The organism is Streptomyces sp. NPDC001407 (genome assembly GCF_042895325.1).
Taxonomy (GTDB): domain Bacteria; phylum Actinomycetota; class Actinomycetes; order Streptomycetales; family Streptomycetaceae; genus Streptomyces.
The window spans coordinates 63,412-86,786 of the sequence record NZ_JBIAWF010000004.1 but is presented as its reverse complement, the minus strand read 5'-3'; the positions used below and the strand labels follow the sequence as shown (position 1 = coordinate 86,786).

At 70.9% G+C, this 23,375-nt stretch carries 19 protein-coding genes and 1 pseudogene; 9 read left to right on the top strand and 11 right to left on the bottom strand.

Translation table 11 applies throughout. The features are described from left to right. Positions 1 to 21: 21 nt before the first annotated feature. Positions 22 to 1,842: an FG-GAP-like repeat-containing protein gene (locus ACFY1P_RS07750; protein ID WP_390750056.1), complete on the bottom strand. Its 1,821-nt coding sequence runs from the start codon at positions 1,840 to 1,842 to the stop codon at positions 22 to 24. Positions 1,843 to 2,277: 435 nt separating this feature from the next. Here ACFY1P_RS07750 and ACFY1P_RS07745 point away from each other — a divergent pair. The 7 genes and pseudogenes from ACFY1P_RS07745 to ACFY1P_RS07715 all read left to right on the top strand — a co-directional run. Beyond that, positions 2,278 to 2,379, top strand: a pseudogene (locus tag ACFY1P_RS07745) (pirin family protein); the annotation flags it as partial. Between the two features lie 377 nt (positions 2,380 to 2,756). Continuing rightward, the gene (locus ACFY1P_RS07740; protein WP_390750262.1) at positions 2,757 to 4,070 is read left to right on the top strand and encodes a cytochrome P450; all 1,314 of its coding nucleotides are present in this window, start codon (positions 2,757 to 2,759) and stop codon (positions 4,068 to 4,070) included. 18 nt (positions 4,071 to 4,088) lie between these two features. Next, positions 4,089 to 5,264, top strand: coding sequence for a polyprenyl synthetase family protein (locus ACFY1P_RS07735; RefSeq protein ID WP_390750055.1), 1,176 nt, complete (start codon positions 4,089 to 4,091; stop codon positions 5,262 to 5,264). A 27-nt stretch (positions 5,265 to 5,291) separates the two neighbouring features. After that, complete coding sequence (locus ACFY1P_RS07730) at positions 5,292 to 5,897, top strand: ABC transporter ATP-binding protein (RefSeq protein ID WP_361525685.1); 606 nt, start codon at positions 5,292 to 5,294, stop codon at positions 5,895 to 5,897. Then, positions 5,894 to 6,760 carry an ABC transporter permease gene (locus ACFY1P_RS07725; RefSeq protein WP_361525651.1) on the top strand — a complete coding sequence of 289 codons (867 nt, stop codon included), beginning with the start codon at positions 5,894 to 5,896 and terminating at the stop codon, positions 6,758 to 6,760. Before ACFY1P_RS07730 ends, ACFY1P_RS07725 begins: the two co-directional genes overlap by 4 nt. A 144-nt stretch (positions 6,761 to 6,904) precedes the next feature. Beyond that, positions 6,905 to 7,894: a hypothetical protein gene (locus ACFY1P_RS07720; RefSeq protein ID WP_390750054.1), complete on the top strand. Its 990-nt coding sequence runs from the start codon at positions 6,905 to 6,907 to the stop codon at positions 7,892 to 7,894. Between the two features lie 2 nt (positions 7,895 to 7,896). Then, positions 7,897 to 8,262: a GntR family transcriptional regulator gene (locus tag ACFY1P_RS07715; RefSeq protein ID WP_361525682.1), complete on the top strand. Its 366-nt coding sequence runs from the start codon at positions 7,897 to 7,899 to the stop codon at positions 8,260 to 8,262. 53 nt (positions 8,263 to 8,315) lie between these two features. Here the strand turns inward: ACFY1P_RS07715 and ACFY1P_RS07710 are convergent, their stop codons facing one another. Together ACFY1P_RS07710 and ACFY1P_RS07705 are read right to left on the bottom strand one after the other, a co-directional pair. Further along, entirely contained in the window at positions 8,316 to 11,066 is a 2,751-nt protein-coding gene (locus tag ACFY1P_RS07710; protein WP_361525645.1) for a discoidin domain-containing protein, read from the bottom strand. A gap of 188 nt (positions 11,067 to 11,254) precedes the next feature. Continuing rightward, entirely contained in the window at positions 11,255 to 11,674 is a 420-nt protein-coding gene (locus ACFY1P_RS07705) for a cysteine/serine endopeptidase inhibitor (protein ID WP_361525642.1), read from the bottom strand. A 344-nt stretch (positions 11,675 to 12,018) separates the two neighbouring features. Here ACFY1P_RS07705 and ACFY1P_RS07700 point away from each other — a divergent pair, with 344 nt between their 5' ends. After that, positions 12,019 to 12,759 carry a chitinase gene (locus ACFY1P_RS07700; RefSeq protein ID WP_390750053.1) on the top strand — a complete coding sequence of 247 codons (741 nt, stop codon included), beginning with the start codon at positions 12,019 to 12,021 and terminating at the stop codon, positions 12,757 to 12,759. A 202-nt stretch (positions 12,760 to 12,961) separates the two neighbouring features. Here the strand turns inward: ACFY1P_RS07700 and ACFY1P_RS07695 are convergent, their stop codons facing one another. From ACFY1P_RS07695 to ACFY1P_RS07660, 8 genes are all read right to left on the bottom strand, one after another. After that, a complete protein-coding gene (locus ACFY1P_RS07695) occupies positions 12,962 to 14,203 on the bottom strand; it encodes a xylan 1,4-beta-xylosidase (RefSeq protein WP_390750052.1) in 1,242 nt (413 codons plus the stop codon). A 136-nt stretch (positions 14,204 to 14,339) separates the two neighbouring features. Next, entirely contained in the window at positions 14,340 to 14,831 is a 492-nt protein-coding gene (locus ACFY1P_RS07690; RefSeq protein WP_361525633.1) for a MarR family winged helix-turn-helix transcriptional regulator, read from the bottom strand. Positions 14,832 to 14,861: 30 nt separating this feature from the next. Further along, positions 14,862 to 16,313, bottom strand: coding sequence for an MFS transporter (locus ACFY1P_RS07685; RefSeq protein WP_390750261.1), 1,452 nt, complete (start codon positions 16,311 to 16,313; stop codon positions 14,862 to 14,864). A 101-nt stretch (positions 16,314 to 16,414) separates the two neighbouring features. Then, positions 16,415 to 17,302, bottom strand: a complete 888-nt coding sequence (gene cysD, locus ACFY1P_RS07680; RefSeq protein ID WP_390750260.1) for a sulfate adenylyltransferase subunit CysD — start codon at positions 17,300 to 17,302, stop codon at positions 16,415 to 16,417. A 68-nt stretch (positions 17,303 to 17,370) separates the two neighbouring features. Then, a complete protein-coding gene (locus ACFY1P_RS07675; RefSeq protein WP_390750051.1) occupies positions 17,371 to 17,853 on the bottom strand; it encodes an adenylyl-sulfate kinase in 483 nt (160 codons plus the stop codon). Beyond that, positions 17,850 to 19,556 (bottom strand): FAD-dependent oxidoreductase, encoded by a 1,707-nt coding sequence (locus ACFY1P_RS07670; protein ID WP_390750050.1) that lies wholly within the window; start codon positions 19,554 to 19,556, stop codon positions 17,850 to 17,852. The genes ACFY1P_RS07675 and ACFY1P_RS07670 overlap by 4 nt, the downstream gene beginning before the upstream one ends. 43 nt (positions 19,557 to 19,599) lie before the next feature. Continuing rightward, the gene (locus ACFY1P_RS07665; RefSeq protein WP_361525621.1) at positions 19,600 to 21,240 is read right to left on the bottom strand and encodes a carbamoyltransferase C-terminal domain-containing protein; all 1,641 of its coding nucleotides are present in this window, start codon (positions 21,238 to 21,240) and stop codon (positions 19,600 to 19,602) included. A gap of 50 nt (positions 21,241 to 21,290) precedes the next feature. Further along, positions 21,291 to 22,340 carry a methyltransferase gene (locus ACFY1P_RS07660; RefSeq protein ID WP_390750049.1) on the bottom strand — a complete coding sequence of 350 codons (1,050 nt, stop codon included), beginning with the start codon at positions 22,338 to 22,340 and terminating at the stop codon, positions 21,291 to 21,293. A gap of 503 nt (positions 22,341 to 22,843) precedes the next feature. Between ACFY1P_RS07660 and ACFY1P_RS07655 the strand changes: the two genes are divergently transcribed. After that, entirely contained in the window at positions 22,844 to 23,215 is a 372-nt protein-coding gene (locus tag ACFY1P_RS07655; RefSeq protein ID WP_361525615.1) for an MmcQ/YjbR family DNA-binding protein, read from the top strand. The last annotated feature ends 160 nt before the right edge of the window (positions 23,216 to 23,375 follow it).

Below are 23,375 nucleotides of genomic sequence, written 5' to 3'. Positions count from 1 at the left end.
GGTGAGGAGGGGCGAAGCCGGTCAGCCGAGCTTGCTCGCGCTCCAGTTCCAGCTCTTGACGGGGTCCGCGCTGCTGTCCCAGCCGAGCTTGGGGCTGTCGCTGCCGCTGCCGTTGCTGGTGAAGGTCCACAGTCCGCTGCGGTTGCCGGAGTCGGTCTTGCCGTAGTCGTAGAGGACGCCGATGTCCGCCTTGCCGTCGCCGTTGAAGTCACCTGCGACGGGCTTGCTCGCGGACGCGTTCCAGCTCTTCACGGGGTCGTCGTTGCTGTCCCACACCTTGACCGGGCTGTTGAAACCGGTCGCCGTGCCGGTGAAGGTGAACAGCTTGGTGCGGTTGCGGCCGTCCTCGGTGCGACCCATGTCGTACAGGACGCCGATGTCGCTCTTGCCGTCGCCGTTGAAGTCGCCGGAAACGGGCTTGCCGGCTTCCCAGTTCCAGCTCTTCACGGGGTCGTTGTTGCTGTCCCACACCTGCTTCGGGCTGTTGAACCCGTTGCCATTGCCGTTGAACGTCCAGAGTCCGGTGCGGCTGCCGGAGTCGGTCTTGCCGTAGTCGTAGAGGACGCCGATGTCGGCCTTGCCGTCGCCGTTGAAGTCCCCGGAGACGGGCTTGCTGGCTTCCCAGTTCCAGCTCTTGACCGCGTCGTTGTTGCTGTCCCACATCTGCTTCGGGCTGTTGAACCCGCTGCCGGTGCTGGTGAACGTCCAGAGCCCTGTCCGGTTGTGGTCGTCGTCCTTGCCGTAGTCGTACAGCACCCCGATGTCGGCCTTGCCGTCGCCGTTGAAGTCGCCGACGGTGAGCTTGCTGGCGTTCCAGTTCCAGCTCTTCACGGGGTCGTCGTTGCTGTCCCAGACCTTGACCGGGGCGGCGAATCCGCTGCCGGTGCTGGTGAACACGAACAGCTTGGTGCGGTTGCGGCCGTCCTCGGTCGCGCCCATGTTGTAGAGGACGCCGATGTCGGCCTTGCCGTCGCCGTTGAAGTCCCCGACCGTCAACTTGCTGGAGGCCCAGTTCCAGCTCTCCGTCGTCCCGCTGTCCCACACCTGCTTGGGACTGTTGAAACCGCTGCCGTTGCTGTTGAACGTCCACAGGGCCGAGCGACTGCGGTCGTCCTTCCTGCCGTAGTCGTAGAGCACCGCCACGTCGTCGCGGCCGTCGCCGTCGAAGTCGCCCTGGACCCGGGCGTTGTCCTCGGCGGGCCCTGCGGCCGTGTCGTCGTCCACGATGGTGTTGAAGCGGATCGGGCGGTACTGCTCGGACCTGGAGAAGTAGGCGTACGGGATCACACGGTGGTGCAGACCGCTGCTGCTGAACTCATAACCCCAGTAGGAGGACTGGGAGGAATCGGCCCACTTCTCGAACAGGACGACGTGACCGTCGTTGCCGAGCGCCTTGTTGTTGAGCGCGTCGCCGGGCTTCAGTTCGTCCTTGGAGATTTCGTGGGCCACGCCCCCGGGAATGAACGAATCGGTGGTCTCACCCGGGCCGGGCAGTCCCCAGGCCATGGAGACGAAGCCGGAGCAGTCCGTGCGCCAGCCCTGATAGGTGTTGTCCCCGCTGTAGTGGAGACCCTTGCCGAACCAGCTGGCGGCGCGTCTGAGGGTCTCGCTGCGGGTGATGGGCTTGGCCACGAGACTCGACGGGACCAGGCCCTTGCGCCGGAGCTCAGAGGTGGAGGTGCCCTGCCCCGAGCTCGGGTGGTCATTCTGCGTCCCGGAAGCGGCGGCCGCGCGGGAGTCGGCGACGGCCGTGGGAGCGACGGTGCCAACTGCCGTGAAAGCGAGTGCGGTTGTCACCAGGGCGGCGATGGATGACGCGCGGCCTATTCGAGAGATCTTCATGTGTGCTTTCCTCGGTCTTCTTGTTTTCGGGCAGCCTTCGGCGTGGCGAGGTGCGTGGGTGGTGTGCGCGGCGTCGCAGGGCGTCGTCAGCCGACCGCTCGAATGCGGGGGCCGCGCGGGAGGTGTGGCAAGAGGTGTTCGCGAACGCTGGGAGGCCGGATCAGCGGCGGAAGGCCGATTCCTGTCGGCGTGGCCGACCGCTCCAGGGCCCGCACGTGCGTAGCTGTCCCACGGTCTCCTTCGGCGTCGTCGGGCAACGGCTTCAACTGCCGTCACCGCCCTGACGCTTCATGTGTCGAAGATGTGACAGGTTTGCGGATAAATTTTCCGGTGGAGAGGATTCCGGTGAAGTGGGCGGCGGTCCCTGCGCGGTGTCCTCTTCCATCCGGATGGCGAATCGGGCCGGCGGTGGCGCCGGCGGCGACGGCTCGGGCGACCGGCTCCCGCTTCGGCGAGGTGCACGGCTACGAGGGGGCCCGACTGCCTGCTCCCGAGCTGCCGCCCGTTGCGCTCAAACCGCGAGGCAGGGCCTGCTGAGCCGCGAAGGCACCGCCATCGAGCACCCCCTGCACTCCGTCCCCATTCAGCGGGCGTCCATACAGGTGGCCGCGAACTCGCCTCTGTCGTGGGTACCGGTGAATGTGACGGTGCGCTTCAGGCACGCGAGCACGGCGTAGCCGCAAGGCGGTTCCCGGTCGCCCCGCCCAGCCGTCGGTGCGGGTCGGCATTGCTGCCGATACAGCAGGTGATGCTCTGCGTGACACTCCTCACTCCTGGTCGTTCACAGGAGGACAGAGGGTGACATGCGGACGGGAGGACGCCTGATGAACGGAGATTCGAAGGCGGACTCCGTTGTGCCGATGGCTCCTGACTGCAGTCGGTTGCTCGGGCATGCCCGCTCCGTGCGGTTCTTGATGGATCTGAGGGAGATCGCGGCCCGGCTCGGCAAGGCGGGGCCTGTGGTCAGGGTGAAGGCGGGCCCGTTCGTCGGGTACCTGCTCAATGACTCCTCGCTGATCCGGCAGGCTGCTCGCGACGAGGACACCTTCATGTTCTGGGGCAGGGAACCCCATGTGCGGGTGATCGTAAGAGAGGGACTGCTGAGCACCGAGGGAACGGTCCACCGTGACCGGCGGGCGGTGATGAGGCCCGCGTTCGCCGTGCCCCGGCCGGCGGACCTCGGGGCGTCCGTGCGGACCGAGACCCGAAGTCTGCTCGCCACCCTTCCCGCGGACCGTCCGGTCGACATGAGCCACGAGATGACCCGGCTCACTTTCCATCTCGCCGTCAGGTGCGTCTTGCGCAGCGAGGTCTCGCCCGGAACGCTGACCGCGCTGGCCGCGGCGCATTCCACGCTGTCGCAGGTCGGGGCCTTGCGGTTTCTCCTGTCCCCGTGGCCTTGGGTACCCGTGCCAAGACAACGCGCGCTCCGCCGTGCCCTCGCGGTGCTGGACGAGGCCACCCGGGAAGTCCTCGCGCGCCATCGGCCGGCTGAGGACGGGTGTGACGTGGTCTCCCTGCTGAAGCAAGCGTGGCGCGAGCCCTCGGAAGCGGCGGTGCAGGACGTGCGCACACTGCTGTTCACCGGCGGGGAGGCCACCGCCTCGACACTCGCGTGGGCCTGCTACGAACTGGGCCGCCACCCCCACCATCAACAGGCCTTGCAGGAGGAGGCCGACGCGGCACTCGGCCTGGGGCACTCGCAGGCCGGCGTCGGAATGGACCGGTTGCCCCGGACAGCCGCCTTCGTCAAGGAAGTCATCCGGCTTCACGGCCTCCCGGTCCTTGTGCGTTGCACGCGCCGCGAGACGTGGCTGGGCGGCCACCGGCTGCCCGCGAAGGCGACGGTGTTCCTCCACCTCGGGGCGATGAGCCGTGACCCCGCCCACTTCGAACGGCCTGATGTCTTCGATCCGACGCGCTGGATGCCGGACGCTCAGCCCTCGGTCTCCCCTGCTGCCTGGCTTCCCTATGCGCTCGGGCCCCGCTACTGCCCTGGTGCCGCGGTGGCCGACGTCATGGTGCCCGTCGCGCTCGCCACTCTGGTCGCCACGCGGACCGTACGCACGGCGCGTCCGGGCCGGACGGTGCGCTCCGGCTTCGAACTCGCCGCGATGCCACGCGGCCTGACCATGACCGCCGCACTCCGCGAGCCGTGCCCGAGCAGTCCCTCCGCGGCATCGGGCCGGCGACCCCATGAGGGAGCCTCGTCCATCGCCCGCCCCTGACCGAAAGCTGACCACTCCATGACCGGCGCCCTCCTCTGTCCCAGGGACATCTCCCCGACTTTCGCGGCGAACGCGGACTTCATCCGGCAGCGCATCGACCGCACGGCCGAACGCATCAACCATCACATCGACCGCCTGTGCCCGAACGCGTCGGCAGATGCTTGCTCCACGTGGCTGCCACCGGGCCACATCACCGGGACGACCGGGCCTGGCACGCCGCCGGTCGTCGCCCAGCGGCTGCACCGGGCCCTGACCTCTCCCGTCCGCCATCTGACCGATGCCGGAGGACAGCGCTGGCGGCCGGTGCTGGCCTGGGAGGCCATCGGTCTGATGGGAGGTGACAGCGAATCCTGCGGCCTGCTGATCGCGGCGAGTGAGCTGCTCCACACCGGATCCCTCATCGTCGACGACGTCCAGGACGCCTCACCGCTGCGCCGCGGACAACCGGCCGTGCACACCATGTTCGGCATGCCGACTGCGGTGAACGCGGGTACGGCCGCCTATTTCCTCTGGGAGCGGGCCGTTCAGCTCACCTTTCCCGACGACGCCTCGCGGTGCGGGGAGTTGCGGGCACTGGGTCTGGCCGCGCTGCGAGCGGCTCACGCCGGTCAGGCACTGGATCTCCAAGGTCACCGGGAAGAGATGGACCAGGCCGTGGCCGGCGACGACCGGCACACTGTGCTGGAACTGGTCCGTCTGACACACCGGTTGAAGTCCGGGGCCCCGGTCTCGGCGGCCATGGAGGCGGCAGGGGTCGTCACGGGTGCCGAGCCGGAACTGCGGAGAGCACTGGGGGCTTTCGGTTCAGCGGTGGGCACCGCCTACCAGATCGCCGACGACGTCGCCGACCTGAGCGGTGTCACACGGGCGGGGGCACCGACGAAGCAGGCCACCGAGGACCTGCGGAGCGGCAAGGTCACCATGCCACTGGCCCACGCCGTGATCCGGCTGCCGCAGAGCCGGCTGAACCAGCTCTGGCAGCAGGTCAAGGACGGCTCGGGCAGCGCGACGGCGGTGGCCGAGGCGTGCCGGGACCTGAACGCCTGCGGAGCGGTGAGAGCCTGCCTGGAGGAAGCCGACCAGTTGGTGAGCGACGCGTGGAACAAGCTCGAGCCCCTGCTGCCGTCGGCAGGCCACAGCCACTTGTTGTACGAGCTGGCCCTCTCGGTCGTCCGGCGCGACCAGGTCGCCTGAGGAGAGGAAGCCGTGCCCCGGAATCTCCTGGACGTCAGGGACGTCCACCACACCTACGGCACCCGCAGGGTGCTGCGCGGCATCGGCCTGTCCCTGCGCCCCGGAACGCTGGCCGGCGTCGTGGGCGAGAACGGCGCGGGGAAGTCGACGCTCCTGAAGATCCTCGCCGGTGAGCTGCGGCCGCAGCGCGGGCAGGTCCACTACGGCGGCCGGTTCGGTTACTGCCCGCAGCATCTCGTCCTGAACCAGGCTCTCACCGTCCGCCAGCACCTGGAGTATTTCCGGGTGGCGTACGGCCTCGCCACCCTCAGCCATGCCGAGAGAATCATGGACGTGCTCCGGCTGTCCGACTACGGGGACGAGCGGGTCAGCGTGCTCAGCGGCGGCACGAAACAGAAGCTCAACCTCACACTGGCCCTGATGCACGACCCTGACCTGCTCCTCCTGGACGAGCCCTACCAGGGCTTCGACTGGGACACCCACCAGCGGTTCTGGAGCCTGGCCGCCGGTCTGCGCGAACGCGGGCGGTCCGTGCTGGTCGTCTCCCACCTGGCCTACGACGCCGAACGGCTCGACGAACTCCGGCACCTCGACGGCGGACTGCTGCACTCAAGGACGACGGCACCGGTATGAACCACACGACCCTCTACGTCACCGCCACCCGGTTCGCCTTGGTCGAGCACCTGCGCAACCGGCTCGCCATGGGCCTGATCGCCGCGTTCATCCCGGTGTGGATCACGCTGGCCTACTGCGTCATCGAAGACCCGCCCATCCCCTTCAGGCTGCACGAGACCGGGCAGATCCTCCACCCGCGGGGCAACGAACTCACGTCGATCGTCGGGGCGCTGAACTCCATCACCCTGATCGTCGGCTTCATGATGTTCGCCGCGACCTTCACCAGCGGCCCCTTCGACCGACGCCTGTCCATGGCGGGCTACCGGCGCGTCCACCTCCTTCTCGCCAAGCTCACCGCCCTCACCCTCATCTCCGCCACCGTCGCCGTCTACGCCACCGCCATCACCTACGCCTTCTGGTCGCCCCGCCGGCCGGTCCTCTTCGTCGCCGCCCTGTTCTGCGCGTCCCTGACCTACGGCGCCATCGGCATCGTCTTCGGCTCCCTGCTGCGCCGGGACGTCGAGGGGATGTTCGCCATCGTGATGACCAGCGGTCTCGACGCGGGTCTGCAGAACCCCGTCACCACCGGCGGCGCCGCCAACGGCGGCCTCGTGACGCTCCTCCCCTCCTACGGCTCGCTGCAGACCGGTGCCGCGGCCGGCTTCTCGACCGCTCCCGTCTCCGGCTACCTCGCCGTCCAACTGGCCTGGTTCGCCGGAGCCGCCGCCGTCAGCCTGCTCGTCTTCCACAGGTCCACGCGCAGACTGGCACCTCCCTCGGGGCCGGGCATCCGGCGGCTCCGCCTGCCGCTCATGCGCCGCCCCACGCAGACACCACCAGTCGCACCACGGGAAGCGGCCGCCGCTCCCGGCACGGACTGAAGCGTTCCGCCTCCCGCGGGGTGACACTGGGTCAGTCGTGGCGGCTCCGGTGGCGTTCGGAACGCGTCAGGAAGAGGCAGCCGCCTTCGCCGAGTTCACCTCCACTTGTTCTACTAGTGTGCAAACAAATGGAGGTTTGCTCTCATGCCGCTGTCACGGTCCTCGTCCGTCCTCGTCCGTCGCCTTGCCGTCTCCGTCGTGCCGCCTCTGGTCTGCGCTGCCGTCGTCCTGTGGGTGTTCCTCTCGGTGCGGGACCGGCTGCCCGGGCGGATCGCCTCGCACATCGGGCCGGGAGGGAATGCCGACGGCTTCTCGGGGCAGGGCTCCTTCCTCGGCGTCGCGTGGGGAGTGCTGCTGGGCGACGGTGTCCTCTTCGGCGCGCTCGTCTACTTCACGCGGCCGGGCAACGGCGGACAGCGCGTGCTGGCCGTCATCGGCGGCGCCGTCGCGGTGCTGACCGGATGGCTGGCCACCGCCGTGCTGCTGGCCAACACCGGTGTCCACGACGCCTCTTCCGTCACCTTGCCCGGGGCGCAGGCCGCGCTCGCTTTCGGGGCTGCTGCGCTCTACGCGGCGGTGGGCTGGGCGGCCTGTGGCAAGGACGAGGGAGCCGACAGCGATTCCGGGCCGTCCGCCGATGCCTCGCGTCTCGCGCTCGGCGACTCCGAGATCGCCGGCTGGTCAAGGGTGGCGGGCTCCCGGGTGCTGCCCCTCACCGGTGTCCTGGTCTTCGCCTCCGGCGTCGTCGTCGGGGTCGCCGCCGGATGGCTGTCCGCGCTGTCGCTGCTCCTCATCGGAGCCGCCATGACCCTGCTGACGGGTGTCCGGGTGACCGCCGACCGGCGCGGGCTCACCGTCACGCCCTCGACCGTCCCCTGGCCGCGCATCAACGTGCCGCTCCAGCGGATCGCCGAAGCCGGTCACCGTCCGGTCAAGCCTCTGCGGGACTTCGGTGGCTGGGGCTACCGGGTCCGTTCCGGGGCGAGCGGCGTCGTGCTGCGTTCCGGCGACGCCATCAGCGTCCGTCTGACCACCGGCAGCGAGTTCGTCGTCACCGTCGACGACGCCGCCACGGCCGCCGCGCTGCTCAACACCCTCGCCGACCGCGAACGCCGCACCTCCGCGGGCGGGTGACCGTGCTCTTCCGCGTCGACCCCGCGTCCCCCCTCCCCCTGGGCGACCAGATCGCCGCATGCGTCCGTGGTGCCATCGCCGACGGCACCGTACGCTCCGGCGAGCGCCTGCCGTCCGCCCGCGATCTCGCCGCGTCGCTCGGGGTCAACATGCACACCGTGCTCCGTGGCTACCAACGGCTGCGCGAGGAGGGCCTCCTCGAACTGCGCCGGGGGCGCGGGGCGGTCGTCACCGGAGGGTCGACCGCCGAGCGCGCCCGGCTCACCGTGCAGGCCCGGCGCCTGGTCGCCGACGCCCGCGCGCTGGGGCTGAGCGACGACGACGTGCTCGCTCTCGTCAGGACGTCCCTGTCGGCCGAGGGCGGGTGAAGTCCCGCGGATCCTCGTCGTCATCCAGCCCGGGCGCGCGGGCTGCTGGTGCCCTACGTAACGGTCAGCTCGGCGATGCCCGTACGGGACTTGGCATCGGCCTGACCGCGTAGCGCGACGCGTACGTACCGCGCGGACACCGGAGCGCCGCCCGCGACCGCGTCGTGCCAGTGCCGGCCGTCGAGGGAGAGCTGGACGCTGTACGAGGCCGGTGCCGGGCCGCTCCAGACGGGGGTGGCCTTGGTGACGCGTACGGACTTGCCGAGGTCGGTGGTCAGTTCACCGTTCGGCCCGTCGGGGACCCAGGCGGTGGCGGGGTTGCCGTCGACCGCGGCTGCCGCGTACATACCGGGTTCCTCGGAGGAGGCACCGGCGGTGGTGCAGCGGGCCACGTTGTCGGTGGGAGCGAGGTCGGGGCGGCGGGTCTTGAGCACGGCCGGTGCCGCCTTGGTCAGCACGTGCTCGCCCTGCGGGGTGTCGAGGGTCATGGGCGCACCCCCGGTGAGCCGCACGGTGGTCTCGTGGGCGCCGATGGCGATGTCGTACGTGCGGCCCTGCCAGTGCAGGCCGCGCAGGGTGACGCCGCGGCCGAGCTGCGGGGGCAGCATCGGGTCGAGGTGCAGCCGGTCCTCGCGCATCCGCATGCCGGTCAGGCCGTTGGTGAAGATCTGGAGGAAGCCGCCCTTGCCGGTGAGGAAGTCGTGGGCGGGCGAGCCGGCCAGGGGGTCGTCGGCGCCGGCCTTGGTGCCGCGGGCTTCCGAGAACTGGTCGAAAGGACCGCGCACGAAGGGCCGGACGGAACGCTGGAGATAGGTGTACGCCGAGCAGCCCGGCTCGCCCGTGGCCGCGGCGTCGATGGCGTGGACCGAGTCCGTCATGGCGGGGCCGTCGGGGTCGGTGCGCCGGGCGTAGTAGTCGAGGGTGCGCGCCGCGTCGGCCTGGGACATCGGCCACTCCAGGGGGTACATCAGCAGCACCGTGTCGGCCTGCTTGATCTTGCTGCCCGGGTAGCCGTCGTACTGCTCGAAGACCTTGTGCCGCGCGTCGTACGGGATGCGGATCCGGTCGGCGATCGTCGTCCACTCCGCCGGGGCGCGCTCGCCCAGCAGCCGCGCGGCACGGGCGGCGTCGCGCAGGGCGGTGGCGGCACCGGCGTTGGTGAAGACCGCGTCGTCGACGCCGTTGCTGTATTCGTCGGGGCCGGCGGTGTCCTTGATGGAGTAGCTGCCGTCGGCGTTGGGGGTGACCCGCCCGGCCCAGAATTCGGCGATGCCCTCCATCACCGGCCAGCCGCGCTCGCGCAGCCAGGCGGTGTCGCCGGTGGCGAGGTAGAACTGCCAGGTGGCGAGGGAGATGTCCGACTGGAGGTGGATCTGGGTGCGGCAGTGGGGCGGGTCGACGCTGTGGCACTCCTGGGCCAGGTCGCCCTCGCTGCCGCTGTTCCAGGGGTAGAAGAGCCCTTGGTAGCCGAGCTTGTGGGCGTTCTCGCGCGCTCCGGCGAGGGTGCGGTAGCGGTAGTCGACGACGGTCCTGGCGAGTTGGGGCGCGGTGGCCAGCAGGGCCGGGTACATCCAGGTCTCGGCGTCCCAGAACACCAGGCCCGCGTAGTTGTCGCTGGTCAGCCCGGCCGGGGCGATGCTGTTGGATGCCCCCTGCCGGGTGCTGGACAGCAGCCCGTACTGGGCGGATCGCACCCACGCCTGGAGATCGCGCTGTCCCGGCAGCTCGATGTCGGAGCGCCACAGCCGGGCCCAGGCAGCGGTGTGGGCACGCAGCAGCCCGTCCCAGCCGCGGCGGGCGGCGCGCAGGGAGGCGGTGGTGGCGTCCTCGCGGGGCGCGTGCGAGGTGAGCGCGGTGTCGACACCCACGTATTTGGTGAGTTCGTACGCGTGGCCCGCACGGACGGGGAACGTGAGGGACTGGTTCACGCTCAAGTCCTTCGCGGCCGCGGCGCGTCGGTCCCCGGTCGTGTGCACACCGCGCCCGGCCCGCAGGGTGGAGGCGACGGCGCCGTCGGTGTCCGTGCCGTCGGTGCGGAAGGCCACGTCCATGGTGCGGCCGTCCCGGCCGGTCCCACCGGTGCGGTCGCCGCCGCCGGTCTGCCGCATGCGCCGCGCGCCGCGTCCGTCCAGCTGGTCGGTGACGGTGGCCTCGCCGCTCCAGCGCGGCGTCATGCTCAGCCGTACGGCGCCCGTGTGCGGGTCGTCGCGGTCGGCCAGCACCTCGTAGACCAGGTCGGTCCTGCGGCCGTCGGCGGCGGTCCAGGTCAGGGCGGTACGGACGATGCCGCAGCTCTGGAAGAGGGTCTGGTGATATCCGGAAATCCGGCCCGACTTCGTCGAAGAGTTGAAGATATCGCCGTGCTCGCCGCCGGTGCCGACGGCCAGTCCGGTCCAGGTGGGCAGAGCGGCGATCACCTGCCGGTCGGCGGCGGTCTGCTTGTTGTGCGCGTAGAGCCCGGACACGAACGAGCCGTCGTAGGCCGGAGCGAAGAGCGGCCAGCCGGTCTTGGTGTCGCTGTCGGTGTAGCCGGCGCCGTTGGGCGGTACGCGCTGCCCCAGGTAGCCGTTGCCGACATAGGCGTGGTGGGTGTCGTCGGGGTCGATGCGGGTGGAGTCGAGTGTCCAGCCGTCACCCGTACGGCAGCCGCCTGTGGGGGAGGCGGCGGTGGGGGGACGGTCGGCGGTGGGGGGTTGCGGCGCTCGCGCGGCGGCCGCGGGCGGCACCGAGGCGACGAGCGCGCCTGCGAGCAGCAGTGCGGACAGCCGGGCCGGGCGCGGCCGCGCGCCGGGGGAGTACGTCATTGTTCTCCGTCGTCTTGATCTGTTCCAAGAGTCCCGCGACCTTAAATTTGATGAACTCATAACGTCAACAGTCGCGATTGCCTTTATGACTCTTGAAGGCGACGAACCTCACGCCGACACGCCGGGCGGCCCCGGCGTGCCGGGCGCGGAGCGCCGGGGTCCCGGGCTTTGGGGACCCCGGCGTGGCGTCAGCGGACGAACTTCCAGGTGATGCCGTTGACCACGCCCCTGTCGAGCGGCGCCAGCTTCTGGAAGGCCGTCCTGCTGAGGTCGATGTGGGTCCGGTCGCACGAAGGGCACTTGTCCCGCACCGGCACTCTGATGGTCCTGCCGTTGTAGCTGACCTCCACCGATATGCCCTGGCAGAGCTGGTCGTTGTTGGGGTTGGCGGAGGTCCACCACGCGGCCGGGACCGCGACGAGGTCCTGGGAGTTCGCGTCGATGGGGGTGCCGCAGGCGCCGTAGCCCTGGTCGGTGTAGTAGGTCATCTTGCCGTTCACGGACTGACCGATCGGGACGGCGGCCGCCGGTCCCGCGGCGAGGGCGATGCCGGTTGCGGCGGCGACCAGGACGGGGGCCGCGTATCGGAGGGCCTTCGATCCACGCATGTTCTCTCCTTGTTCATCGGCTTGTTCAATCGGCTCGTTCAATCGGCTCGTTCATGAGCCAGCCGGGTTTCACGGGTCACCCAAGGAGCCACAGGACAGCGGCATTTCTCGGCACGTGTCCGGCTTCCGGCATATGAGGTCATGGTCCTCGTTGCTCCCGCAAGCCCTATCGGCCGCAGTTGTCCTGAACTCATTGCTCAGTGCACCGGGTTCGGCCGGACACGGCGCATGCCATTGACACCAAACTCACGGGAGTTATTCACTGCGCGATGACGCGAAGGCGCCCAACGGGCCCGATTCACCGTCGGCGGGCGTCACTCACCCTTTCCCCCACGGGAGCCGCCATGAGAAGAAATCGCATCGCCGCCCTGCTGCCGGCCGCTCTGGCACTGGTCGGCATATCCGTCCTCGCCCCCGCCACCACGGCGAGCGCGGCCGCACCGCACGGCGGCACCTCGCAGGCCGCCGCATTCCCCGTGAGCGAGGCCCAGTTCAAGCAGATGTTCCCGAAGCGGAACGCGTTCTATACGTACAAGGGCCTGGTCGCCGCGCTCAAGGCGTACCCGGGCTTCGCGGGCACCGGCAGCGCCGAGGTCCGGAAGCAGGAGGCCGCCGCCTTCCTCGCCAACGTCGCCCACGAGACCGGCGGACTGGTCTATGTCGTGGAGCAGAACACCGCCAACTACCCCCACTACTGCGACCGGAGCCGGCCCTACGGCTGTCCGGCAGGCCAGGCCGCCTACTACGGTCGCGGCCCGCTCCAGATCAGCTGGAACTTCAACTACAAGGCGGCGGGTGACGCCCTCGGCATCGACCTGCTCCACAACCCCTCGCTGGTGCAGAAGGACGCGGCCGTCTCCTGGAAGACCGGCCTGTGGTACTGGAACACCCAGCGCGGCCCCGGCACCATGACCCCGCACGAGGCCATGGTCAACCACCGCGGCTTCGGGCAGACCATCCGCAGCATCAACGGCGCCCTGGAGTGCGACGGCCACAACCCCGCCCAGGTCCAGAGCCGCGTCGCGAACTACCAGCGATTCACCAAGATCCTCGGCGTGGCGCCGGGCGGCAATCTCTCCTGCTGATGCCCGATTGCCCTTTCGGGCAACAGGAAACGGGCGGCACCGTCGAGGCGACCGCCCGTTTCACCTGCAAATCAGCTGGGTGGATATCGTGAGCGCCGACAGGGGTTTCACGCTCCGCCCGAGCGCTTTCCCGCGTTCTCCTTATTCGTGAACTTCCCTGTTCCGCAATTCCCTGTCCGCGCCCGTGCGCCGCCCCACTGGATTACGGGCGGGTCAGCCAGCGCACCTCGTACGGCGCGAGGGACAGCGCCTGCCCGTCCACCCTGGCGGCCACCGGCCGGCACTCGGTGTTGACGACGAGCACGGCGGCCTCGTCGGCGAGGGCCTCGACCCTGTCACCGCTCCCGCAGGTGACGGCGACCGGCCGGAAGGCGGTGCCCGGAGGGAATTCGCGAGCGAACCGGCTCAGGAGACCCGCCATGGGCAACTCCCCTCCCCCGTCGCGCAGGTGGGTGCTCCGCCACAGGCAGCCGGGGCACGCCTTCCCGGTCCGCTGCGGGTTCCAGTAGAAGGCGGCCGACGCGCCGCTCTCCGCCAGCCGCATCATCGCGGTGGCCTGCACGGCGGTGCGGTGCCCCTCGCCCCAGCCGTCCCGGCCGCCCGGCCGGTCGTCCTCGGCGGGCGGCTCGACGTACCACTCGGCCCACCACACCGGGAGTCCGGTCACGCTCCTGACCCAGCGGGTGACGTCGGCGAACTTCTCGGTGGCGGCGAACTCGTCGGGAATCGCCCGGTGGCCCTCGCGGGTGTAGCTGGATCCGTCGACGACGACGAAGTCCGCGCCCGCCTTGTGGGCGTTCCAATAGCGGATGACGTCGGCGGAGCGCTGGTCCAGCTCGCCCCAGGGACCGCGCAGTTCGCGCGAGCGGTCCGCCGCGTCCTCGGCGGGCGGGTCGTGGTCGACCACCACATAGGGGCCGCCCACCAGATTGCGCGGGTTCCGCCGCTTCAGCTCGGCGTGGACGAGGTTGTACAGCCGGGTGTATCCCTCATAATCCCAGCGCCGCCTGTCCTCGTCGTAGAAGCCCTTCAGCTCGTTCCACACGAGGAAGTGCCTGATGTCCGGGTAGCGTTGGGCGATCACGCCCGCGAGCCGGGCGAAGTCCGCGTAGTGCCGGGGGTCGGGGGCGGTCTCCAGTCGCGACCAGTCGGTGCGGCCGGGCCGGCCGCCCTTCATCCAGTCGGGGGCGGCACACAGGGTCAGGACGGGCGTGGCCCCCGTCGCGCGCATCAGGGCGACGCGCTCGTCGAGGGCCTCGAAGTCGTAGCGTCCGGGCGCCGGTTCGGGATTCTCCGCGCCCCAGCCCATGATGTGCTGGTTCTGCGGCAGGGGCCGCGCGGAGAGCAGGGCCCCGGCCCTGCGGGTGGCGTCGCGTTCACCGTGGTCCGCGCTGTACTGGGTATGGGTGAAGCCCCAGCCCGGTGCCCCGTCGTGTCGTTCCACGGCATCCAGAATATCCGTGTCGTCCGGTCTGCTCCCGGACTCGCGTGAATCCGGGGCGCGGTCGGCCCGATCCCGTACGCGGGCGGCGGGGGCCGTCAGAGCCTGACGGCCCCCGCGCTCGCGACGGCTTCCCGCCTCAGCGCAGCCACGGCAGGTCCGCGCCTTCCCGGTCCAGCCCCTTCTCTATCGCCTGGCAGATCCGGCCCAGTTGCCCGACCTGTTCCGGGGTGAGGCTGTCGAAGACGGCCGCGCGCACAGCGGCGACATGGCCCGGCGCCGACTTCTCCAGAACCTCGCGGCCCTCTTCCGTGAGGACGGCGTTCTGGCCGCGCCTGTCGCCGTGGCACGATTCCCGGCGCACCCAGCCGAGCTTCTCCAGGCGGGTGATCGCGTGCGAGAGCCGCGGGCGGGTGATCTTCGCGTTGCGGGCAAGGTCGGTCATCCGGATCCCCCGGCGCGGGGCCTCGGAGAGCTGGACGAGAAGACCGTAATAGAGGTGCGGCATGTCCGCTTCCCGCTGGAGGCGGCGGTCCAGGTGGTCCTCCACCAGCCTGGTGGCCCGCAGATAGCCGCGCCACACGCGTTGTTCCTCGTCGGTGAGCCACCGCGGCCGGCTGTCCTGCCCCACGAAACCTCCTCGTATGTCCGTGCTCACAGGTCATTCCGCCGGGGTCTGGGGCTGGGGCTTGGGCAGGAAGGGGATCATCAGCATGCTCACGAGGATGATGGCCCCGGACACGACGAACGCCCGGCCGTAGCCGGAGGCCAGGCCCTCCGCGCCGGGCCCCACGTCGGCCGTGCGGCGGGCGGCGACGGACGCGAGGACCGACAGGCCGAGCGCGCCGCCCATGGTGCGCGAGGTGTTGGCGAGGCCGGCCACCAGGCCCGATTCGGAGAGCTCCACGCCCGTCGTGGCGGAGACCGCGAGGAGCGTCATCATCAGGCCCGCGCCGAAGGAGAAGACGATTCCCGGGCCGAGCAGGGTCGCCAGGAAGGAGCCGTCGGCGTCCATGTTCCCCTGCCAGATGAAGCCCGCGGCGGTCAGCAGTCCCGCGATCACGAGGAGGGTGCGCCCCTTGATCCACCGCATCAGGCGGGGTGCGAACTGCGCGGAGAGGATGATGGTGGCGGTGTGGGGAAGCAGGGCCAGGCCGGTCTGTACGGCGGAGTATTTCAGCACGTTCTGCATGTAGAGCGAGAGGAAGTACCACATCGCGTAGAAGCCCATGCCGCTGACGATGGTGATGGCGTTGGCCGCCGACACCGAGCGCACCCGGAAGACACCGAGCGGCATCAACGGCTCGCGCGTGCGCTGCTCCACGGCGACGAAGGCGAGGAGCGCCACGACACCGACGATCAGGAAGGTGAGCGTCCGCGGCGAGCCCCAGCCGTGGCCCTCGCTCTGCGAGATGCCGTAGGCCAGGCTGCCGACGCCCAGGGTCACCAGCACCGCTCCCGGGAGGTCCAGCCGGCGTCGGTGTGCCTGGTCGCTGCGGCTCTCGGCCAGCCAGGCGACGGTCGCGACGATCACGACAAGGCCCAGCGGCACGTTGATCAGCAACACCCAGCGCCACGAGAGGTAGTCGGTGAGCAGGCCGCCGATGAGGCCGCCGGCCGCGCCGCCGCCCGTGCCCACGGCCGTCCAGATCGCGACGGCTTTGATGCGCGCCGGACCCTCGGGGAACGTGGTGGTGAGGATCGCGAGGGTGGCGGGTGAGAGCACGGCCGCCCCGATGCCTTGCAGGGCGCGGGCGACGATGAGCATCCACGGCGCCTGCGCGAGGCCGCCGAGCAGGCTCGCGGCGGTGAACACCCCGAGGCCGAAGACGAACACGGCCTTGCGGCCGAAGAGGTCGGAGGCCCGGCCGCCGAGCAGCAGGAAGCCCGCGAAAGCGATGACGTAGGCGTTGACCACCCACTGCAGGCCCGTCTCGCCGATGTCGAGGCCGGAACGGATCGACGGCAGCGCGACATTGATGACGGACACGTCGAGGACCACCACGAACTGCCCCACGCACGCGGCGAGGACCGCCACCCACGTGGACCCGCCGCGACTTGGCGCCTCCTGGGCGCCGTCCTTCCCGGAAAGTAACTGTGACATGGACTGCATCATCCTCAGACGGCGCCCCTGCCCTCAACAGACAAACGGAGTAGGGGACTTCATACTTAGGGACTAGTCCTCCGCTTGTGGGCCGCACCGGCCCCGCCGCGCTAGAAATACCCCTCGCGCTTGCGGTCCTCCATCGCGGCTTCCGACAGCTTGTCGTCGGCCCGGGTCGCGCCCCGTTCCGTGAGACGTGACGTGGCGATCTCGGCGACGACGTCGGCCACGGTGGCCGCCGCCGAGTCCACCGCGCCGGTGCAGGACATGTCCCCCACCGTGCGGTAGCGCACCCGTCGCTTCTCCACCGCTTCCCCCTCGCGTGGGCCGCCCCACTCCCCCGGTGCCAGCCACATGCCGCCGCGGCGGAAGACCTCGCGCTCGTGGGCGTAGTAGATGGTGGGGAGTTCGATCCCCTCGCGGGCGACGTACTGCCACACGTCGAGCTCGGTCCAGTTGGAGAGGGGGAAGACGCGGACGTGCTCGCCGGGTGCGTGGCGGCCGTTGTAGAGCCGCCACAGTTCGGGGCGCTGGCGGCGCGGGTCCCAGCCGCCGAACTCGTCGCGCAGGGAGAACACCCGCTCCTTCGCGCGGGCCTTCTCCTCGTCGCGGCGGCCGCCGCCGAAGACGGCGTCGAAGCGGTGGCGCCCGATCGCGTCCAGCAGTGGCACCGTCTGCAGCGGATTGCGGGTGCCGTCCGGGCGTTCGCGCAAGGTGCCGTTGTCGATGAAGTCCTGCACGGAGGCCACTTCCAGCCGCAGACCGAGCGCCGCCACGACGCGGTCCCGGTAGGCGATCACCTCGGGGAAGTTGTGGCCGGTGTCCACGTGCAGCAGCGCGAACGGCACGGGTGCGGGAGCGAAGGACTTCAGCGCCAGGTGCAGCATGACGATCGAGTCCTTGCCGCCGGAGAAGAGGATCACCGGCCGCTCGAACTCGCCCGCCACCTCACGGAAGATGTGGACCGACTCCGACTCCAGCAGATCCAGGTGCGACAGACCGTGAGGGCGTCGCGTCCCGCGGGTCCCGTCGCGCCCCGCGGCGTACGCTCCACCGCGCCCGGGGTTCACGCCAGCTCCCTCTCCGCCAGGAGCCGGTGCAGTGCCCGCGCCGACTCCTCGGCGCTCTGCTCGTGCGCCGCGATCCGCAGATCTGGGCCGGGCGGCGCGGGGAGCCCGCTCGGAGGCACCGCCTCCCGGACCACCCGCACTTCCAGGTGCGCGGTGCCGGACCGCTCGTGGCGTCTGCGTACGGCTTCGCGGCTGTCCGCGCGGGCCGCGGTCACCGGGACGAGGACGACGATGCCGTTGCGCGCCAGGACCTCGGCCATCAGGCCGACCCGCTGGAGGCCGGTGCCACGGTCCTCCCACGAGGAGCCCGCGGTCAGGAGCGCGCGGGTCGCGTCGCCGTCGAGCACCTCCACGCGCCGGCCCCGTGCGCGCAGCCGCTCCGCCAGTGCGCGGGCGATCGTCGTCTTGCCCGCGCCCGGTGGGCCCGTCAGCCATACGGTGGCGCCCGGCCAGCACGTGCAGAAGGAATGAGGCTTCACCCGTCGCTCCCGACTCGCCGATAGGAACCGCGTGACAACCGCGGCGGACCGAGCACCGGTGGCGCCACGCGCTCCGGCAGTGCGAGGACACGTCTCACCGCTGCCGTGACCAGGTTCTGCGCGCTGTCCGGGTCCGGGGGCACGGCGCGGGCCGTGCGCCAGGCGACCATGCCGTCCGGCCGTACGAGCACGGCCCCCGCGGGCCCGGTCCCGCAGCTCCGCGGGAACTCGCCGGAGGGGTCGGCGAGTTCGCTTCCGGTGGCCGCCAGGTGGTGGCCCCGCAGCGGTACGCCCGTCTCCTTCGCCGAGCGCGCCGCGGCCGCCGCCCAGACCGGGTCGGCGGAGAGCAGGACGAAGTGCCCGTGGCACAGGTCGAGCGTGGAGACGCGTTCCCCCGCGTCCGTACGCAGCCATACGTGCGGCAGCCGGGTGCCCGGGTCTCCGCGCAGGGCGAAGGCCGCGGGGAAGGCGGGGCCGTGCGGGGGGCCGAGGACGGCGGCGGAGTGGTAGCGGTATCCCATGATCAGGGTGCGGGGATCGCAGCGGACGACGCTTCCCCCCAGTGGTTCCGGTGGCACGCCGTCGAGGAGCATCGACTGCTCCGCCGTCGCCTTTCCCACGGGGCGGCGCTCTTCGTCGTAGGTGTCCAGCAGCCGCGGTCCGGCCCAGCCGCCGAGCACGGCGGCGATCTTCCAGGCGAGGTTGTGCGCGTCCTGGAAGCCGACGTTGGATCCGTAGCCGCCGGAGGGCGGGTGGAGGTGGGCGGCGTCGCCGATGAGGAACACCGCCCCACTGCGGTAGGCGGCCGCTATGCGGTGCCGGGCCTTCCAGTGGAAGACGGTGTCGACCGCCGCGTCGCTCCGGTCGTCACCGACGGCGGCCCGGACCAGGTCGAGGCAGGTGCGTGCGGAGTAGGTGCCGTCGGGTTCGGCGCGGGCCGGGTCGTAGTCCACCGCGGCGCACCAGCGGCCCGGGGTGTTGAGCTCCATCACCGCCCCGTCGAACCCCGGGTTCTGGATCATGCACATGAAGAACCGCCGGTCGCGGGCCCAGCGCCCCGGGTCGGCGCGGAAGAGGATGCTCACCCGGTGGGCGACCGTGCCCAGGCCCTCCCGCGCGATGCCCACGCGCTCGGCGATCTCGCCGCGCGCCCCGTCGGCGGCGATGACGAAGCGGGCGTCGACGGTGTAGGTCCGTCCCGTTCCCGCTGCCCGGACGCGGGCCCGTGTGCTGTCCTCCCCCGGCCACAGGCCGGTCAGTTCGTGGCCGAAGCGCACATCGGCGCCGTGGCGCGCCGCGGCCTTGGCGAGCAGGGGTTCCATCCGGTCCTGGCCGCACCAGAAGGGTGCGCAGGGGCCGGGTACGGCCAGTTCCTCGTCACCGGTCTCCAGGACCCCCACCGGGCCGGGGCCGGCGAGCGAGGCGGCTTGCAGGACCACCCGGGGCAGGTGGCGTTCGGGCCGGGTCCGCAGCCGTGGGTCGTCCTCGCGCACGACCTCGAACCCGGCCCGGCGGATCTCCTCCTCCAGGCCCGCCTCGCGGAATAGTTCCATGGAGCGGCGGCTGACGTGGGTGGCGCGCGGGACGGGCGAGGTGGTCGTCCGCCGTTCGACCAGCAGGCAGCCGACGCCGTGGCGTGCGAGGAAGAGCGCCATCGCCAAGCCCGTCGGTCCTCCTCCGACCACGAGCACGGGGACGTCCACCGCTTGGCTCTCCTCCCTGCCGGTCGCGGGCCTCGGCGTGCTGTCAGGGCTTGGTCGCCAGCCGGTCCCCCACGACGAGGTGGTCCAGGCGCATGCCCGCGAACGCCTCGACGGCGTCCTCCGGGGTCTCGACGATGGGCTGGCCGGCGACGTTGAAGGAGGTGTTGAGCAGCACGGCGCAGCCGGTGAGCGCCTCGAACCTGCCGAGCAGCTCGTAGACCTTCGGGTTCTGTGCGGCGTTCAGCGTCTGGAGCCGGGCGGTGCCGTCCACGTGGGTGGCGGCGGGGATGGCGTCCTGCCGGGTCACGCGCGCGACGACCAGCATGAACGGGGAGGGCTGGACGAGGTCGAAGTAGTCCGCCGCCCGGTCCTCGCGGACGATGGGGGCGTAGGGGCGGAACCACTCGCGGTGTTTGACGTTGTCGTTGAGGTGGTCCCGCACGGAGGCGGGGAAGGGTGCGGCGAGGATGCTGCGGTGTCCCAGTGCGCGCGGGCCGAATTCGGAGCGGCCGTCGAACCAGCCGATGATCTTCCCTTCGGCGAGCAGGCCGGCGACCCTGCCGGGCAGGTCGTCGGGGGTCTCCACGGTGAAGCCCGAGCCGGCCAGCGCCGCGTCGACGCGCTCGGCGGGGTAGTCGGGCCCGAGGTAGGCGGTGTCGAGGGCGGGGAGCTCCGACGGCGCGCGCCCCTCCAGCTCGTGGAGGCCGTAGTAGGCGCAGCCGAGGCTGATCCCGTTGTCGCCCGCGGCCGGGACGACGAAGACCCGCTCGAAGGGGGTCTCGCGCAGAATCCGGCCGTTGGCGACGCTGTTGAGGCCGACGCCGCCGGCGATGCACAGGTCCGTCAGGCCGGTGCGGCGGTGCAGGTCGCGGGCGCAGTGCAGCAGGGCGCGTTCCAGCGTCTCCTGGGCGGCGTAGGCCAGGGCCGCCCGGTCCTCGAACTCACCCGATTCCACGAGGCGTTCGAAGAGGTGGTTCACCTTGCTCGCCGAGATCTGCACGCCGCCCTCGGGCAGCAGGGTGACCAGCTCCGCGACCTCGTCGACGAAGCGGTCGTCGCCGTAGGGCGCAAGGCCCATGGTCTTGCCGTCCTCGCTGACGGGGTAGCGGGTCTTGGGACCGGAGTAGGCGAGGCCGAGTGCGAGGCTGGCCGAGCGGTAGAAGTGGCCGAGGGAATTGTCGGTCTCGCCGGGCTGGTAGTAGGCGCTCTCGGAGGAGGCGTCCACGGCGTGTGTCCCGGCGACCCGGTTGACCAGGCGCAGCCCGGAGGCGTCGGCGGTGTAGCAGCTGATCGTCTCCGCCTCGCGCGGCCCTGGGCCGGACTTCAGGCCCGTCACCAGGCTGCCGGAGTTGTCGCAGACCAGTACGGCGGCGCGGGTCATCCCGGAGGCCCCGAACGCGCTGTAGGCGTGGGCGAGATGGTGGTTGACGACCGTCACGCGCTTGCGGAACGAGTGGTAGAAGGGGCGTGGTACGAGCTCGCAGGCCACCACGTGTTCCACGGCCTCGGCACTCGTGCCGAGGGCGTCGAGGACGGCGCGCCGGCTGTGGCCCGCCAGGAGGTCCGCTCCCAGGCCGTACTTGCTGCGGACCAGCCGCTCCTCGTCGATCGCCACCAGCCGTCGGCCGTCGGTGGCACAGGAGGCCCAGTCATGTCCGGATCCACCCAGACCCAGCACCGTCATGGTGTCATTGCTCCTTCAGCTGTGGCCGGCTTCGGTCAGGAGGGGCGGTTTCAGGCCCTGCGGATCTCGACGATGCGCACCGGGCCGGCGCCGCAGGGCAGCGAGCGCTCCACCCTCAGGCCCGACTTCTCCAGCAGCGCGGCGAATTCGCTCTCCGAGCGTTCGGCGCCGCCGACGAGGACGAGCAGCAGCAGGTCGACGAAGAGCGTCGATGCGGCGGGCCGCTCGTCGATGAGGTTGTCGATGACCAGGAGCCGGGAGTCCGGCTTCATGGCGGTGGCGATCCGGCGGAGGATGCGTACGACGTCGTCGTCGTCCCAGTCGTGCAGCACGTGCTTGATGAGGTAGACGTCGGCGCCGTCGGGGATGGTCTCGAAGAAGTCGCCGGGCAGGATCTCGCACCGGTCCGCGAGGCCGCGGCCGGTGAGGAGCTCACGGGCCTCCTCGGCGACGGGCGGGCGCTCCAGCAGGGTTCCGCGCAGGCCGGGGAAGGCGTCGAGGACGGCCGCCATGAGGCTGCCGCGGCCGCCGCCGATGTCCACGACGGTCGCGGCGCCGGAGAAGTCGTAGGCCGCGGCGACCTGTCCGGCCTCGGTGAGGGAGACCGACCCCATGGCGCGGTTGAACAGTTCGCGCGCCTTGGGGTCCTCGTGGGTGAGCTGCCAGAACGAGGTGCCGTTGGCCACGTCGAAGGACGCCTCACCGGTGCGGACGCTGTGCGTGAGCTGTTCCCAGGCCCGCCAGTGCCAGGGGGCCGCCTGGAAGAGCGCGTCGGTGGCGACCGGGCTCGCGGGGTCGGGCAGCAGGACGGCGGAGAGGGCGTTCTGGGCGAACAGGTCGTCGTGGCCGAGGTCGTCGAAGACGCCCACCGTGGCGAGCAGTCGGAGCAGTCTGCGCAGGGTCTGCTCGTGGGCGCCGGTGGCCTCGGCGAGGGCGGTCGCGGTGCGGGGGCCCTCCTGGAGCAGTTCCGGGACGCCGAGTTCGACGGCCACGTGGATGGCGCGGGCCTTCCACGCCCCTTGCAGGATGTCGTTCACGGTCTCTTCCGCGGCGGCGCGGGCCACGGTCCCGGGATTCTCGGGGGTCTGCTCCACGGTCATACGGGGGTTCCTCCACAGGGCATCAAGGGGGGCAGGCGGCACGGGGGCATGGCCGGCGCCGGGGTGAGGGGGGTGCGCGGATGCGGCCGTGGGCAGGGCCAAGGCCGGGGTGCGGGCGTCGGCGCCGCCCCGGCAAGGGCGGGGCGGCGGTACGGAGACCGGCGGCGGAGGGCCGGGAGAGTGGGCGCACGGGCCGGTTCGGGACGGCGCGGGCGGCACACGGATCGCGCGGACACCGGTACCGCGACCGGGCAGCACCGGGAGAGGAACGAACGGTCCACCGAAAACCTGTGTGGAGCCAGCCAAACTGTGCCAATGGCAGGACCGCCCGTCAAGGTCGCCGTCCCGCCGCGACCGGAACTCCCCGCAGTGTTTCGGCCATCGTGGATCAGCGGCCGCGCCCTGCCGCACGGCAACTCCTCCTGCGCCTCTAGTCTGTTGGCCGACCCCATGACCACGCGGTTCGGCCGTTCGCTGCCGTGCCGCAGGAAGAAGGACCGGCGATGACACCAGAGGAACTCTCCGACTTCGCGCTGGAGCTGCCGGAGGCGGTGGACGACGAGGCGTTCGGCCCCGGAGCCGCGGTCTTCAAGGTGGAGAAGAAGGTCTTCGCCATTCTCCAGGACGCCTCCGAGGACCGCCCGCCGCAGGTCACGCTGAAGTGCGAACCGGATCTGGCGCTGCACCTGCGCGAGCAGTACGCGGCGGTGGTGCCCGGCTACCACGTCAACAAGCGCCACTGGAACACGGTTGTCCTGAACGGCACGGTTCCCGTGGAGGAGCTGCGGGAGATGGTGGAGCATTCGTACGATCGCGTGGTGGCGGGGCTGCCCAAGGCGGTACGGGAACGTCTGCGTCTCCTGCGCACCGTGTGACCCCACGCCACTCCCCCGCCTCTGCCCTCTCTCAGCCCTCTCTCAATTTCCTCCGTACCGTCGTCTGGAGAGAGTCCTCGTCCCGCTGTTAGCTTGATCCGACGATCGACGCCTGTCCGGCGCCGGAACGCCTCGGCCTTTCCGGCGCCTCCCGGATGAC

Bases quoted from the DNA above. Each gene is read 5' to 3' on its own strand.
- ACFY1P_RS07750 (WP_390750056.1), bottom strand. From the start codon at position 1,842: ATGAAGATCTCTCGAATAGGCCGCGCGTCATCCATCGCCGCCCTGGTG.
- ACFY1P_RS07740 (WP_390750262.1), top strand. From the start codon at position 2,757: ATGGATCTGAGGGAGATCGCGGCCCGGCTCGGCAAGGCGGGGCCTGTG.
- ACFY1P_RS07735 (WP_390750055.1), top strand. From the start codon at position 4,089: ATGACCGGCGCCCTCCTCTGTCCCAGGGACATCTCCCCGACTTTCGCG.
- ACFY1P_RS07725 (WP_361525651.1), top strand. From the start codon at position 5,894: ATGAACCACACGACCCTCTACGTCACCGCCACCCGGTTCGCCTTGGTC.
- ACFY1P_RS07720 (WP_390750054.1), top strand. From the start codon at position 6,905: ATGCCGCTGTCACGGTCCTCGTCCGTCCTCGTCCGTCGCCTTGCCGTC.
- ACFY1P_RS07710 (WP_361525645.1), bottom strand. From the start codon at position 11,066: ATGACGTACTCCCCCGGCGCGCGGCCGCGCCCGGCCCGGCTGTCCGCA.
- ACFY1P_RS07705 (WP_361525642.1), bottom strand. From the start codon at position 11,674: ATGCGTGGATCGAAGGCCCTCCGATACGCGGCCCCCGTCCTGGTCGCC.
- ACFY1P_RS07700 (WP_390750053.1), top strand. From the start codon at position 12,019: ATGAGAAGAAATCGCATCGCCGCCCTGCTGCCGGCCGCTCTGGCACTG.
- ACFY1P_RS07685 (WP_390750261.1), bottom strand. From the start codon at position 16,313: ATGCAGTCCATGTCACAGTTACTTTCCGGGAAGGACGGCGCCCAGGAG.
- ACFY1P_RS07665 (WP_361525621.1), bottom strand. From the start codon at position 21,240: ATGACGGTGCTGGGTCTGGGTGGATCCGGACATGACTGGGCCTCCTGT.
- ACFY1P_RS07660 (WP_390750049.1), bottom strand. From the start codon at position 22,340: ATGACCGTGGAGCAGACCCCCGAGAATCCCGGGACCGTGGCCCGCGCC.
- ACFY1P_RS07655 (WP_361525615.1), top strand. From the start codon at position 22,844: ATGACACCAGAGGAACTCTCCGACTTCGCGCTGGAGCTGCCGGAGGCG.